13 protein-coding genes are annotated in these 13,189 nt (G+C 69.7%); 4 read left to right on the top strand and 9 right to left on the bottom strand.

From position 1 onward, the window contains the following. The first annotated feature begins 90 nt into the window (after positions 1-90). Complete coding sequence (locus FE633_RS19125; protein WP_138046378.1) at positions 91-960, top strand: phosphatase PAP2 family protein; 870 nt, start codon at positions 91-93, stop codon at positions 958-960. Then, positions 957-1,922 carry a DMT family protein gene (locus tag FE633_RS19120; RefSeq protein ID WP_138046377.1) on the top strand — a complete coding sequence of 322 codons (966 nt, stop codon included), beginning with the start codon at positions 957-959 and terminating at the stop codon, positions 1,920-1,922. The genes FE633_RS19125 and FE633_RS19120 overlap by 4 nt, the downstream gene beginning before the upstream one ends. A gap of 63 nt (positions 1,923-1,985) precedes the next feature. On the opposite strand, the gene FE633_RS19115 is transcribed toward FE633_RS19120, so the two are convergent. Together FE633_RS19115 and FE633_RS19110 are read right to left on the bottom strand one after the other, a co-directional pair. Beyond that, positions 1,986-2,858, bottom strand: a complete 873-nt coding sequence (locus FE633_RS19115) for an LURP-one-related family protein (RefSeq protein WP_138046376.1) — start codon at positions 2,856-2,858, stop codon at positions 1,986-1,988. A 67-nt stretch (positions 2,859-2,925) separates the two neighbouring features. Beyond that, entirely contained in the window at positions 2,926-4,977 is a 2,052-nt protein-coding gene (locus tag FE633_RS19110; RefSeq protein WP_138046375.1) for a phosphocholine-specific phospholipase C, read from the bottom strand. Positions 4,978-5,214: 237 nt separating this feature from the next. Here FE633_RS19110 and FE633_RS19105 point away from each other — a divergent pair, with 237 nt between their 5' ends. Beyond that, entirely contained in the window at positions 5,215-6,510 is a 1,296-nt protein-coding gene (locus FE633_RS19105; protein ID WP_138046374.1) for an MFS transporter, read from the top strand. 50 nt (positions 6,511-6,560) lie between these two features. Here FE633_RS19105 and FE633_RS19100 read toward each other — a convergent pair whose 3' ends face one another. From FE633_RS19100 to FE633_RS19085, 4 genes are read right to left on the bottom strand one after another with little or no spacing between them, the layout of a single operon-like run. Then, a complete protein-coding gene (locus FE633_RS19100; protein WP_138046423.1) occupies positions 6,561-7,373 on the bottom strand; it encodes an ABC transporter ATP-binding protein in 813 nt (270 codons plus the stop codon). A gap of 32 nt (positions 7,374-7,405) precedes the next feature. Further along, on the bottom strand, positions 7,406-8,185 hold the full coding sequence (locus tag FE633_RS19095; protein ID WP_138046373.1) for an ABC transporter permease: 780 nt from the start codon (positions 8,183-8,185) through the stop codon (positions 7,406-7,408). Beyond that, entirely contained in the window at positions 8,182-8,955 is a 774-nt protein-coding gene (locus tag FE633_RS19090; RefSeq protein ID WP_138046372.1) for an ABC transporter permease, read from the bottom strand. Before FE633_RS19090 ends, FE633_RS19095 begins: the two co-directional genes overlap by 4 nt. Continuing rightward, entirely contained in the window at positions 8,952-9,920 is a 969-nt protein-coding gene (locus FE633_RS19085) for an ABC transporter substrate-binding protein (protein WP_138046371.1), read from the bottom strand. The genes FE633_RS19090 and FE633_RS19085 overlap by 4 nt, the downstream gene beginning before the upstream one ends. Positions 9,921-10,126: 206 nt before the next feature. On the opposite strand from FE633_RS19085, the gene FE633_RS19080 reads away from it, so the two are divergent. Further along, positions 10,127-10,942 (top strand): IclR family transcriptional regulator domain-containing protein, encoded by an 816-nt coding sequence (locus tag FE633_RS19080; RefSeq protein WP_138046370.1) that lies wholly within the window; start codon positions 10,127-10,129, stop codon positions 10,940-10,942. Here FE633_RS19080 and FE633_RS19075 read toward each other — a convergent pair. From FE633_RS19075 to FE633_RS19070, 3 genes are read right to left on the bottom strand one after another with little or no spacing between them, the layout of a single operon-like run. Then, on the bottom strand, positions 10,893-11,828 hold the full coding sequence (locus FE633_RS19075; RefSeq protein ID WP_138046369.1) for a PDR/VanB family oxidoreductase: 936 nt from the start codon (positions 11,826-11,828) through the stop codon (positions 10,893-10,895). The genes FE633_RS19080 and FE633_RS19075 overlap by 50 nt on opposite strands. Then, entirely contained in the window at positions 11,825-11,995 is a 171-nt protein-coding gene (locus FE633_RS47325) for a hypothetical protein (protein ID WP_171060022.1), read from the bottom strand. The genes FE633_RS19075 and FE633_RS47325 overlap by 4 nt, the downstream gene beginning before the upstream one ends. Then, complete coding sequence (locus tag FE633_RS19070) at positions 11,992-13,062, bottom strand: aromatic ring-hydroxylating dioxygenase subunit alpha (RefSeq protein WP_171060021.1); 1,071 nt, start codon at positions 13,060-13,062, stop codon at positions 11,992-11,994. The genes FE633_RS47325 and FE633_RS19070 overlap by 4 nt, the downstream gene beginning before the upstream one ends. Between the last annotated feature and the right edge of the window lie 127 nt (positions 13,063-13,189).

Here is a 13,189-nt window from a genome sequence, read left to right as displayed (position 1 = left end):
TGGACAGGACCCACTCCTGTGTCGAGTGGGCCCTGTCCTGGGCTCATCCCACACCACTTCATGCACCACCGTCAGCAAGGGGGCCGGGGGATGAAAGCCCGCACCGAGCCTGCACAAGACGGGGCCGCCGCGATATCGCGGCCGCCCCTCGTCCGTGAACTCCTGCTCGTCGCGGGACTCTTCCTCGTCTACAAGCTCGGCCGACAACTGGCCACCGGCCATGCAGGCGAGGCCTTCGACAACGCGCACCGCGTATGGGACCTGGAGCGGACCCTGCGCCTTCCCGGCGAGGGCGCCGTACAGTCCGGGCTGCTGCACAGCGACACCCTCGTGCACCTCGCGAACCTCTTCTACGCGACGGTCCACTTCCCCGCCACCGCGGCCTTCCTGATCTGGCTGTACCTGCGACGCCCCGCGCACTACGTCTGGGCCCGCCGGGTGCTCGCCGCGGTCACCGCCGCCGCCCTGGTGCTGCATCTCGCGTTCCCGCTCGCCCCGCCGCGCATGCTCGCCACGGCGGGTCTCGTGGACACCGGGCAGGCGTACGGGCCGACGGTGTACGGGGCCTCGCCGGAGGCCGACTCCTTGTCGAACCAGTTCGCGGCGATGCCGTCACTGCATTTCGGCTGGGCCCTGATGGTGGCGATCGGCCTCATCGTCGCGACCAAGTCACGATGGCGCCCGCTGTGGCTGCTGCATCCGCTGCTCACCCTGCTCGTGATCGTCGGTACCGCGAATCACTACTGGCTCGACGCGATCGTCGCGGCCGCGCTGCTGGGCATCGTCCTCGCGGTGATCCGGCCGCAGCACCGGACGACGGCTTCGGACGGTCCCTCGCAGCCCGGGACACCGGGAGCGGACACGCGACCGGAGGCCGGGGCACCGCCGCAGGACACGGCACCGGAGCCCCTGGCACCGGCCGGGGACTCGGCTCCCGAACTCGTGGGAGCCGGCCGATGAGCGCCACCGTCGTCGCCATCGTCCTCTCGCTGTTCTCCGCCGTCGCGTACGCCGCCGCGGCCGTGGCCCAGGAGCGGCTGGCCTCCCGAACCCCCGGCTCCGGCATACTGCGCCTCCTCGGCAGTGGCGCGTGGTGGTCCTCGGTCGCGCTCAACGGGTCCGCCGCGCTGCTGCACGTGGCCGCCCTCAAGTACGGGCCGCTCACCCTGGTCCAGCCGCTCGGCGCGCTCACCCTGGTGGCCGCCGTGCCGCTCGGCGCACGGGCGGCGGGCCGGCGGGTCAGCAGCATCGAGTGGCGGGGTACGGCGCTCACGCTGACCGGGCTCGCCGCGCTGCTCGCCACCGCGTCCGGGCCCTCGCCCGACGAGGTGCTGAGCGTGCCGGAGGCACTGGCGGTCGCGGGCACGACCGCGGCCGTGATCGGCGTCCTGTCCCGGCCCGGCACGCGTCCCGGGCTGCGGCACGCGACCGCGTCGGGCTTCGCCTCGGGTGTCGCGTCCGCGCTCACGCAGACCGTGACGGTGGCCGCGACGGACCGTTCGGCGCCGCTGCTCGGCGCGCAGGTGGTCGTGGTCGCCCTGCTGGTCGCGGCGTTCGCGACGGCCGGGCTGCTGCTGTCGCAGACCGCCTACCGGGGCGGCCTCGGCGCGCCGCTCGCGGTGGTGACGCTGGCCAACCCGATGGCCGCCGCGGTCATCGGCCTCTTCCTGCTGGGCGAGGGGTTGCAGGGCGGGGTGGCGGGTCTGTTGCCGGCGTCGGCAGGGGCGGGGGTCGCCGCTTGGGGCGTCGTCACTCTCTCGCATGCGACACCCGAACCGCGGCGTACGACGCCCGAGTCGCCCCCGGCCGACGACCACGACCATCCCGTCGCGGCGGTACTGGCGCTGGAGCCCGGGTCGGCGTCACAGGAGCCTTCGCTGCTGCCCCGGCAGCCGAAGCCGGGACACCTCACTCCCTTGTGAACTCACCACAGCGGGAAGGGCGGTCGCGGAGATCCGCGACCGCCCTTCCCGCGTCACACCCTGTCAGCCCAGGCCGCGCTTGTCCTGCTTGAGCGCCGTGTCGACCGTCAGGGCCGTCGCCACCACAAGACTCAGCAGGGGCTCGGGAAGCTGGAAATGGATCTGCAGGACGTAGTTGTCCGCGGTCGTGAACATCGTCTTGGCCAGGCCTTCCCAGGTCTTGGTGATCCGGGCGACCTCGTTGTCCGCGTGATCGACGATCGCGAAGTTCCAGGCGCGCCAGTTCTCCGCCTTGATCGCGCCGACCTGCTGCCCGTTGGCCATGATCGCAAAGTTGATCTTTCCGATCATGTTCTGCTGGACGATCTCGCCGACCGGCTGACCGTCCGGACGCGCCACGAGCACCCGCGACTTCATGAACTTCCGGGGGCGCGTCAGCAGCAACTGCGGCTGACCGTAGGCGTCACGGATCTCCAACTTGTGGGTCATGAACTGGTCGACGCTGGCTATGAAGCGTGCGGCCTTCTTCAGCGCGCTCTGCCCGACCTGCACGACCGAGCCGAGCTGGTTGCCCTGCTGGTCCATGACCTTGTACTCGTTGGTCAGCTCGATCAGCTTGGCCTTCTGGTTCACCACCAGGACCGGCTCGGTGAACAGGGTGCCTCCACCGGCCGCGTTCGGCGCGACCCCGGCCTGCTGCTGCACCTGTCGCTGCACACGCGCATCGACACCGGGCGCCTGCTGCGGAACAGCCTGCCCAGCCTGCTGAGCGGGCTGGGCGGGCTGAGGCACGGCCTGCGGCTGCTGAGCGCCCTGACCCTGCTGGTCCGGACTGGTGTGCTGGGTCCACTGTGCACCGTCCCAGTAGCGGAGCGTCTGGGGCGCCCCCTGAGGATCCGGGTACCAGCCTGCAGGTGTGTTCGAGTGCGTGGTCACCGGGGCACACTACCGCGAGCCCACCGGTATGTGACCGGTCGATTTGGTGTGGACCTCATCGCCTCTCCTACACCGTCATGATGGCGGGATCGCTGACGCCCGGCTGCCCGTTCTCGACATGTCCGGCGAACCGGCGCAGAAACGAGCCGTCCGCATCGGACGTGACGGTCAGGTCGTACCAGCGCCTGCTCGTCCGCAGATCCACGGTGTGCCGCACGGTCGTGCCCTGCCGCACCTTGAACGTCTGGGGCTGCCCTCCATAGCCGTTCGTGAGCTTCAGGCTCGCCGTGGCGGTGCCCTTGTTCGTGAAGGTCAGCTCCACGTCGTCGCCGACGTGCCGCGCGCTGACCTCGGGGCCGGCCGCCTTGCCGGGGCCCTTGAAGACGCGCAGGAAGCCGTTCGGGCCGTGCACGGTCAGGTCGTACGAGCCGTTCGACTCGGCCGAGTTCCAGGTGTCCGAGACGCTCTTGCCCTCCTCGGTGGTGTACATCCACGGGCCGTCGGTGCGATGGCCCGAGGTGACGAGGAACGAGGCGCCCGCCCTGCGACCGGAGGCGAAGGTCAGCGTGAACGTTCCGGCCACGGGGTCTGCCGAACCGTCCACCTTCGGCGCGTACTTGAGCGGGCGGGCCGGACGCAGCCCGCGCTCCTGCCGGGGCATGCTCGGGTCGGCCGGCACCTTCGGGCGGTAGTCGGGGTGGCGTTCGCGGTCCTGCGGTTCGTAGTCGTCCGTGTCCGGGAGTGCGACGGGCGCGGCGTCCTTGCGGGCGAAGTCGAACGCGGCGGTGAGGTCGCCGCAGATCGCGCGCCGCCACGGCGAGATGTTCGGCTCGCGCACCCCGAAGCGACGCTCCATGAACTGGAGGATCGAGGTGTGGTCCAAGGTCTCCGAACAGACGTAACCGCCCTTGCTCCAGGGCGAGACGACCAGCATCGGAACCCGCGGGCCGAGGCCGTACGGGCCGGCGACGTGGGTCGCGCTCCCCGCGAAGAGGTCCGGGCCGACCTCGACGGTGGACTTGCCCTGGTCGGCGGAGCGCGGCGGCAGCGGCGGCACGAGGTGGTCGAAGAAGCCGTCGTTCTCGTCGTACGTGATGAACAGCGCGGTCTTCGCCCAGACCTCGGGGTTGGCGGTGAGCGCGTCCAGGACCTGGGAGATGTACCAGGCGCCGTAGTTCGAGGGCCAGTTGGAGTGCTCGGAGAAAGACTCGGGGGCGGCGATCCAGGAGATCTGCGGCAGCTTGCCCGCCTTGACGTCGGCCTTCAGCACATCGAAGTAGCCGTCGCCGTTCTTGGCGTCGGTGCCGGTGCGGGCCTTGTCGTACAGCGGATCACCGGGCGCCGCGTTGCGGTACTTGTTGAAGTAGAGCAGCGAGTTGTCTCCGTAGTTGCCGCGGTACGCATCCTCGATCCAGCCCCAGGAGCCCGCCGCGTCCAGACCGTCGCCGATGTCCTGGTAGATCTTCCAGGAGATCCCCGCCTTCTCCAGGCGCTCGGGGTAGGTGGTCCAGTCGTAGCCGAGTTCGTCGTTGCCGAGGACGGGGCCGCCGCCCTTGCCGTCGTTGCCCGTGTAACCCGTCCACATGTAGTAGCGGTTCGGGTCGGTGGAGCCGATGAACGAGCAGTGGTAGGCGTCGCAGATGGTGAAGGTGTCGGCGAGCGCGTAGTGGAACGGGATGTCCTCGCGCGTCAGGTACGCCATGGTCGTGGTGCCCTTCGCGGGGACCCACCTGTCGTACTTGCCCCCGTTGTAGGCGGCCTGCCCGTCGGGCCAGCCGTGCGGCAGGCCTTCCAGGAACTGCATGCCCAGGTCGTCGGCTTCCGGGTGGAAGGGCAGCACGTCCTTGTTGCCGTCGGGCTGGTGCCACACCGACTTGCCGCTGTCGAGGGTCACGGGGTGCGGGTCGCCGAAGCCGCGGACGCCTCTGAGGGAGCCGAAGTAGTGGTCGAAGGACCGGTTCTCCTGCATGAGGACGACGATGTGCTCGACGTCCTCGATGGTGCCGCGGTGATAACCCGCGGGAATCGACGCTGCCTTGGCGATGCTGGCCGACAGCGAGCTGAACGTCGCGGTGCCGCCCGCGAGCTGGAGGAAACGACGCCTGTTCACTTGAGACATGGCTGGGTGACCTCTTGTCCTGGACTGGTGTGGAGTGGGGCCCTTGGGGAAGTGCTGGAACCTGCGCGAAAGGAGTGTTCCAAGAGCAGCAGATGTCAGGAAAGGGGCGTGCGGCGCTGATGTGACCGGTGGGCATACGCGATGCGAACAGTCGGGCGCTGTCGTCCGGAGCGTTCCCGCGACCGGCGGAGGGGAAGCCCTCGCTCCGGTCAGGTGTGCGCGGCCACCGCGCTGGGGATGGTCGCGGTCATGACACAGACCCACCCCGCTCGCACTCCCACCCGGCGCCCGGTACGGCAGCTACTCGCCGCTTCCGTGGGCAATGCCGTGGAGTGGTACGACTGGTACGCGTACACCTTCCTCGCGACGTACATCGCCGACCAGATCTTCCCCAAGGGCTCCGGCAATTCCCTGGTTCCGCTGCTGTCGACCTTCGCCGTCTTCGCGGTCGGCTTCTTCATGCGCCCGGTCGGCGGGCTCCTGATGGGCGCGGTCGCGGACCGGCACGGGCGGCGCACCGCGCTCACGGTCACCATTCTGCTGATGGGCGGCAGCAGCCTGCTGGTCGGGCTGACGCCGACGTACGCGGCCGTCGGCGTCCTCGCTCCCGTCGTGCTCGTCTGCGCACGGCTGCTCCAGGGGCTGTCCGTGGGCGGCGAGTTCGCGGCCTCCACGACCTTCCTCGTCGAGTCGGCGGGCCCCCGGCGACGCGGCCTGTTCTCCAGTTTCCAGTACGTCTCCACGACGGCGGGCCAGCTCCTGGCGTCGGGCATGGCGGCTCTGCTCGTCGGCGCGCTGAGCGACGGGCAGATGGAGGGCTGGGGCTGGCGGGTCCCGTTCCTGCTCGGCGCCGCCCTGAGTCTCGTCGGCTTCTGGATCCGGCAGGGGGCGCACGAGACACGGAGCGCCGAGCAGCGACAGGCCCCGCGCCCGGGCCTGTTGGACGCCCTGCGGCACCACCCACGCGAGTCCCTGCTGATCTGCGGCATCACGGCGGGCGGCACCATCGCGTACTACACCTGGACCTCGTATCTGCCCACGTACGCGGAGCTCAACGCGGGCATCGAAAAGTCCGACGCCCTGCTCGCCGGCACGATCTCGCTGGCGTTCTTCGGACTGCTCCAGCCGCTCGGCGGACTGCTGTCGGACCGCTTCGGCCGCCGTCCGCTCCTCCTCTTCTTCGGTCTGGGCTTCGCCCTGCTGAGCGTGCCGCTGCTGCGCTCCCTGCACGACTCGTTCGCCGTGCTGCTGCTCGTGAGTTGCGCGGGCATGGTGCTGCTCACCGGCTTCACCTCGATCAGCGCGGCCGTGAACGCGGAGATCTTCCCGCCGCGCGTGCGCGCCGCCGGAATCGGCTTCCCCTACTCGCTCACCGTGGCCCTCTTCGGCGGCACGGCCCCGTACGTCGGCACGCTCTTCAAGGAGATCGGCCACTCAGGGCTCTTTCCCTGGTACGTGGCCGGGCTCTGCCTCGTCTCCTCGGTGGTCTATCTGCGGCTGCCGGAGACGGCCCACAAGGAACTGGCCCGGTAGCGGCGACGTCGAACGCGCACAGGTGTTCGCGAGGCCCGGTTTCGCCGCGTTCACCGAGGTGGCGGCGCGTCCGCCTTCAGGCCCGGCCCACCGCGCTTCGCCGCCTGGATCTGCTCGTACACATGGGTCCTCAGCTCGGCGAAGCGCGGGGCCACCCGGGTGTGCAACTGGTCGCGTTCGGCGGGCAGATCGACCTTGATCTGTTCCTGGACCACGGTCGGGGAGGCGGAGAGGATCAGCACTCGCTCCCCGAGATACACGGCCTCGTCGATGTCGTGCGTCACGAAGAGGATCGTGATGCCCCGCTGCCGCCACAGCCCGCGCACCAGGTCCTCCAGATCGGCGCGGGTCTGGGCGTCCACCGCCGCGAAGGGCTCGTCCATGAGCATCACCTCCGGCTCGTACGCGAGCGCGCGGGCGATCGCCACCCGTTGCTGCATGCCGCCCGACAACTGCCAGGGATAGGCGTCCGCGGCGTCGGCGAGAGAGACCGACTCCAGTGCGTCGGCGACGAGCTCGCGGCGCTTGGCAGGCTGCAGCTTCTTCTGCCTGAGCGGGAGTTCGACGTTCTCGCGCACCCGCATCCAGGGGAACAGACTGCGCCCGTACTCCTGGAAGACCACCGCCATGCCCGGCGGCGGCCCGCTCACCCGCTGTCCCTCCAGCAGGACTTCGCCGGACGTGGGCGCGAGCAGTCCGGCCACGCACTTCAGCAGCGTGGTCTTTCCGCAGCCCGACGGGCCGACCAGACAGACGAGTTCGCCCGCGTCGACGGTGAACGTGAGGTCTCGCACCGCCTCCACCCGGCGGCCGGAACCCTCGTAGACCTTCTTGAGGCCGGATACGGCAAGAAGCCCGTCCATGGACTGCCCCTTCTCGAGCTTCTTCTCAAGCTTCACGACGACTGCCTGGAGGACGCGCGCAGACCGTGGTACCAGCCGAGGACCCGCCGTTCGACCAGCTGGAAGACGACCGACAGCAGGAACCCGAGCAGGCCGAGGACCAGGATGCCGGTCCACATGTCGGGGATCGCGAACGTGCGCTGGAACGTGACGATGGTGAAGCCGAGCCCGTTGCTGGACACGGACATCTCGCTGATCACCATCAGGATGATGCCGATGGACAGGGCCTGCCGCAGCCCCGCGAAGATCTGCGGGCTCGCCGACCGCAGGACCACGTGGCGCAGGCGTGCGGTGCCCGTGATGCCGTACGACCGGGCCGTCTCCGACATGACCGAGTCCACCGCCCGCACGCCCTCGACCGTGTTGAGCAGGATCGGCCACACACAGCCGCTCGCGATCACGGCGATCTTCATCGTGTCGCCGATTCCGGCGAACAGCATGATGACCGGCACGAGGACGGGCGGCGGCACGGCTCGCAGGAACTCCAGGACCGGTTCACACACCGCCCGTATGTGCCGGTACGAGCCGATGACCGTGCCCAGCGCGACACCCACCACGGCCGCCGACGCGTAACCGGCCAGCAGCCGCAGCACACTGGGGACGACGTCGGCGTGCAGCCGCTCGGCCGTCCACACGTCCGGGAACGTGGTGAGGATCGTGCGCAGCGGGGGCCAGTACACGTCGGTGCTGCCGGAGGAGGCGAGCCACCAGGCGGTCACCAGGAGTACGGGCAGTGCGAGGACGAAGAACAGCCGCAGGGCCAGGCGTTTCACACCGCCACCTCCCCGCGAACCGACTGGTGCCAGGCCAGCGCCCGGCGCTCCACCGTGCGCGCGCCCACGTTGATCAGCAGCCCGAGCACCCCGGTGACCACCACCAGCGCGTACATCTCCGGCACGGCCTGCGAGGTCTGGGCGACCATGATGCGCGCGCCCAACCCCGGGGCGCCGATGACGAGTTCGGCGGTCACCGCCAGGATCAGGGCGACCGCGGCGGCCAGGCGGACGCCGGTCATGACGTACGGCAGGGCGGTCGGCCACAGGACGTGGCGGACCCGGGCCCACGTACCGAGGCCGTACGAGCGGGCCGTCTCCTCGGCGACCGGGTCGACGTCCCGGACGCCGTACAGCACCTGGATCAGCACCTGCCAGAAGGACGCGTACACCACCAGCAGCAGCACCGAGCGCAGTTCCGAGCCGTACAGCAGGACCGCGAGCGGGATCAGGGCGACCGACGGGATCGGGCGCAGGAACTCGATCGTGGACGCGGTCGCCTCGCGCAGCAACGGCACGATCGAGATCACCACTCCGGCGAGGATCCCGGCCGTCACCGCGATCGCCAGCCCCAGCGCCCAGCCGGTGAGCGTGTCCCCGAGCGCCGTCCAGAACGCCTGGTCGCCGAGCTCGGTGACGAGCGCGCCGGCGACGCGGCTGACCGGCGGGAAGTAGTCCTCGGAGACGACGCCGAGACGAGGGACCGCCTCCCACAGCGCGAGGAAACCCGCGAGCCCGGCCGCGCCCAGGGCGGCGTTGGTTCCCCTCACGGCAGCAGCTTGTCCAGGTCCGGGGTCTCCTTGAACAGGCCGTCCTGCTTGGCCAGTTCGGCGAGACGCTCGATGGAGGCGCGGTTCGGCTCAGCGGGCCAGTGAGGGAAAGTCAGCTTGTCCAGCAGGGTGCTGGGGATCTTCGTGTACGTGGTGAGGATCTCGCGGACCTCGTCCGGGTGGCTGTCGGCGTACTTGAGTGATTCGGCCGTCGCCTCCTGGAACTTCTTCACCACCTCCGGGTTCTGCTGGGCGTACTGCTGGGAGGTGAAGTACATGGCCACGGTGAGGTTCGGGTCCACGTCGTAGAAGCTCGACGCGATGGACCTGCCGCCCGCGGCCTTGACCGTGGCGAGCGCGGGCTCCGGTGTGCAGGCTCCGTCGATCTGTCCGCCGTCGAGCGCGGCCGGCATCTGCTCGAAGGGCATCTCGACGAACTTGACCTTGGACGGGTCGCCGCCGTCCTTGCGGACCGACTCCTTGATCGAGGTGTCGCAGATGTTGTTGAGCGTGTTGACCGCGACCTTCTTGCCCTCCAACTGCTTGGGGGACTTGATCGGGCTGCCCTTCTTCACCGTGGTGCCCATGAAATCGGCACCCTCCTTCGCGGTGGAGGCGACGCCGTTCGCCACGACCTTGACGGGCACGTTCTTGGACTGGGCGACCAGCAGGGACGTCGTGTTGCTGAAGCCGAACTGGAACTGGCCGGACACGACACCGGGCACGATCGCCGCCCCGCCCTGGGCGGGGGTCAGCTCCAGCTTCAGACCGCGCTCGGAGTAGAAGCCCTTCTTCTGGCCCAGATAGATGGGGGCGACGTCCAGGATGGGAATGACCCCCACCTTGAGCGTGGTGGTACCGCCCGACCCCTTGTCCTCGCCGCCCGACCCGGAGGAGTCGGAACCGCAGGCCGTCGCGGCGGCGAACACGGCACCGGCCGCGAGGCAGATGAGCAGACGACGCATGAATCCCCCTAAGTGGGACAGCTCTTCGACGGGCTGTGCGCAGACCGCACACAAGTGCTCAGCGCGAAAGTAGAGCGTCGCCGGGTACGGGTCAATGGGCTTGCATGCACGGACGTTGACAGTTGCCGAAGCGTGCTCTTAGCGTGCGCAGAGCGCACTTCCGTGCGTACAGAGCGCACTTCCCGTGCTTCCTCGTGGAGGCGACGATGTCCGCTGAAGCCCGCGAACCGCACTTCGTCCAGTCCTTCGAGCGCGGTCTCGCGGTCATCCGTGCCTTCGACGCCGAGCACCCCGAACTGACGCTGAGCGAGGTGGCGCGCGCCTGCGAGCTGACCCGCGCGGCCGCCCGCCGCTTCCTGCTCACCCTCGTCGACCTCGGGTACGTGCGGACGGACGGGCGGATGTTCCGGCTCACCCCGCGCGTCCTGGAACTCGGCTACTCGTACCTGTCCAGTTTCACCCTGCCCGAGATCGCCGAGCCGCATCTCGAGCAACTCGTCGCGCGGATAAGGGAGTCGTCGTCCCTGTGCGTTCTCGACGGCGACGACATCGTGTACGTGGCACGCGTGCCCACGCGTCGCATCATGACCGCGACGATCACCGTCGGCACCCGCTTCCCGGCGTATGTGACGTCCGTGGGCCGGGTGATCCTCGCGCACCTGCCGGACGAGGAGATCGACACCCGGCTGGCCCGCGCCGAGCTACCGCCCCTCAGGGCCCGCACCATCGTCTCGGCCGGGACGCTGCGCGCCGAACTGCGCCGTGTTCGCCGTCAGGGGTACGCGATCGTCGACCAGGAGCTGGAGGAGGGACTGCGGTCGGTCGCCGTCCCGGTGCGCGACCGGGACGGCGAAGTCGTCGCGGCGGTCAACATCCCCGTGCACGCCAGCCGCAACTCCGTCGAGTCCGTACGCCGTGACCTGCTGCCGCACCTGCTGGCCACGGTCGCCCGGATCGAGGCCGACCTGCGGGTCACAGGTCGAGCACGAGGCGCTTGCCTCGGCAGCGGGACACACAGATGAGCATGGTCTCGCCGGCCTCCCGCTCCTCGTCGCTGAGCACCGAGTCCCGGTGGTCGGGGGTGCCTTCCAGGACATCGGTCTCGCAGGTCCCGCAGGTGCCCTCGGTGCAGGAGTAGAGCACCTCGACACCCGCGTCCCGCACGGTGTCCAGGACCGACACACCCATGGGCACGGTCAGCGTCTTCCCCGTGCGCTCCAGCACGACCTCGAACTCGCTGTCCGGGCCGGTCTCCTGCTCCTTGGGCTGGAACCGCTCGACGTGCAGCACCCCGCCCGGGCACCGCTCCTCGACGGCGTCCAGCAGCGGCCCCGGACCGCAGCAGTAGACGAGGGTGCCCTCGGGCACGTCGTCGAGCACGGAGCCGAGATCCAGCAGCCCCGTCTCGTCCTGCGGGGCGATCGCCACCCGGTCCCCGTACGCGGCCAACTCCTCGGTAAAGGCCATGGAGTCGCGCGTCCGCCCCCCGTACAGCAGCGTCCACTGAGCGCCCGCCGCCTCGGCCGCGGCCAGCATCGGCAGGATCGGGGTGATGCCGATGCCGCCCGCGATGAAGCGGTAGCGCGGGGCGGGTTCGAGCGCGAAGTTGTTGCGCGGCCCGCGCACACGGACCTTGTCGCCTTCCCTCAACTTCCCGTGGACGTAGGCGGATCCACCGCGCCCGTCGGGTTCGCGCAGGACACCGATCCGCCAGGCGCTCCGGTCCGCCGGGTCCCCGCACAGCGAGTACTGCCGCTCCAGGTCCGGGCCGAGGAGGACGTCGATGTGCGCGCCCGGCTCCCACGCGGGGAGTTCCTCGCCCAGCGGATGGCGGAGGGTGAGGGTGAGCACGCCGTCGGCCGCGGACTCCCGGCGGTCGACGACGAGTTCGGCTTCGTACACGGTCATGAGCTGTTTCCTCGCGGCTCGTGTCCTTGCGGGTGGGCGAGCATCCACTCCCACATCTCGATGGGGTCCTGTGCCGTGTGCTCGCGGCCGCAGTGACAGGTGCCGTGCAGGATGTCGGTGCCCGGCAGCCAGTCGATGCGGTAGATCTCGCCGGTGGGACTTGTCACTGGACCTTCTCCATGGGCTTCTCGCCCTCCTCGACCAGCCGGGCGAGGATACGGCGGGCGGCGAGACCGCCGGTGTCGATGTTGATGCTCAGCTCCTGGTAACCGTGGCGCTCGGTGCCGAGCGTCTTCTGCAGCAGGTTGAGCGCGGTGACGTCCTGCATGACGACCGTGTGGTTGTTGCCCCGCAGGAACTCGGTGACCTCGTCGTCGTCCGTCGCCCAGTCGCGCGAGACCATCCAGAAGTCGTACACCTTGCCGTCGCCGGACGGCGTGATCGCGTACGTGATCTCGGTGTGGAAGCCGTTCGGGTCGCTGCCGTCCTCCTCGGGCACGACGCCGACCGGGGCGATCCGGCTGTGCAGCAGATAGAGGCAGGGCGCGTGGTACTCGATGTCCTGCCAGCGGGTGATGCGGCCCTCGATGCCGGTGGAGCTGGCGTAGAACGGCGGGCACTCCGCGTCGTCCATGTGCCGGCTCACGCGAACGATGCCCGCGCCCTCGTCGACCTCGGTGGTGATCGGCGTCTCGGCGACCTCGGGTGTGCCGATGTAACCGCCGTGCAGATACGTCTCGTGGGAGAGGTCGAGGAGGTTGTCGACGAGGAGGCCGTAGTCGCAGTCGATGGGCTCCATGCCGCGGACGGTGACCCAGCCCGGGGAGTCGAGGTGCTTGGCCCGCGGGATGGTCTGCGGGTCGGCGAGGGCCGGGTCGCCGATCCACACCCAGATCAGGGAGTCCTGCTCCACCACCGGGTACGAGGCGACGCGGGCCGTGCGCGGGACGCGCTTCTGCCCGGGCACGTACACACAGGTGCCCGTCGTGTCGTAGGTGAAGCCGTGGTAACCGCACACGATCCGGTCGCCGTCGAGGCGGGTCGGGGCCTCCGACAGCGGGTAGCGGCGGTGCACGCACCGGTCGTGCAGGACGACCGGTGTCCCGTCCTCCTCCGTGCGATAGAAGACGAGCGGCTCACCGAGGATCGTACGGCCGAGCAGTTCGCGCCCGACCTCGTGGGCGTAGGCGGCGACGTACCACTGGTTCCTGGCGAAAGCGGTCATATGAGGCATGGGCGGTCCCGTCCCTGGAAGCGGGGCGCCGTCGCCCCGCGCTGCCGGTTGTGTCACCACAGTCGTGACGGCAGCCACGACTCGGCAACCCGGCTTCCGTCTGACGGAAGGAGTGTCCTTCATTGTG

The sequence above is a fragment of the Streptomyces montanus genome (assembly GCF_005786655.1).
GTDB classification, from domain to species: Bacteria; Actinomycetota; Actinomycetes; order Streptomycetales; family Streptomycetaceae; genus Streptomyces; species Streptomyces sporangiiformans.
This window is presented reverse-complemented; position numbering and strand designations above follow the sequence as displayed.

Excerpts from the sequence above, each read along its gene's own strand:
- FE633_RS19125 (WP_138046378.1), top strand. The coding sequence starts at position 91 with ATGAAAGCCCGCACCGAGCCTGCACAAGACGGGGCCGCCGCGATATCG.
- FE633_RS19120 (WP_138046377.1), top strand. The coding sequence starts at position 957 with ATGAGCGCCACCGTCGTCGCCATCGTCCTCTCGCTGTTCTCCGCCGTC.
- FE633_RS19110 (WP_138046375.1), bottom strand. The coding sequence starts at position 4,977 with ATGTCTCAAGTGAACAGGCGTCGTTTCCTCCAGCTCGCGGGCGGCACC.
- FE633_RS19105 (WP_138046374.1), top strand. The coding sequence starts at position 5,215 with ATGGTCGCGGTCATGACACAGACCCACCCCGCTCGCACTCCCACCCGG.
- FE633_RS19100 (WP_138046423.1), bottom strand. The coding sequence starts at position 7,373 with ATGGACGGGCTTCTTGCCGTATCCGGCCTCAAGAAGGTCTACGAGGGT.
- FE633_RS19085 (WP_138046371.1), bottom strand. The coding sequence starts at position 9,920 with ATGCGTCGTCTGCTCATCTGCCTCGCGGCCGGTGCCGTGTTCGCCGCC.
- FE633_RS19080 (WP_138046370.1), top strand. The coding sequence starts at position 10,127 with ATGTCCGCTGAAGCCCGCGAACCGCACTTCGTCCAGTCCTTCGAGCGC.
- FE633_RS19075 (WP_138046369.1), bottom strand. The coding sequence starts at position 11,828 with ATGACCGTGTACGAAGCCGAACTCGTCGTCGACCGCCGGGAGTCCGCG.
- FE633_RS19070 (WP_171060021.1), bottom strand. The coding sequence starts at position 13,062 with ATGCCTCATATGACCGCTTTCGCCAGGAACCAGTGGTACGTCGCCGCC.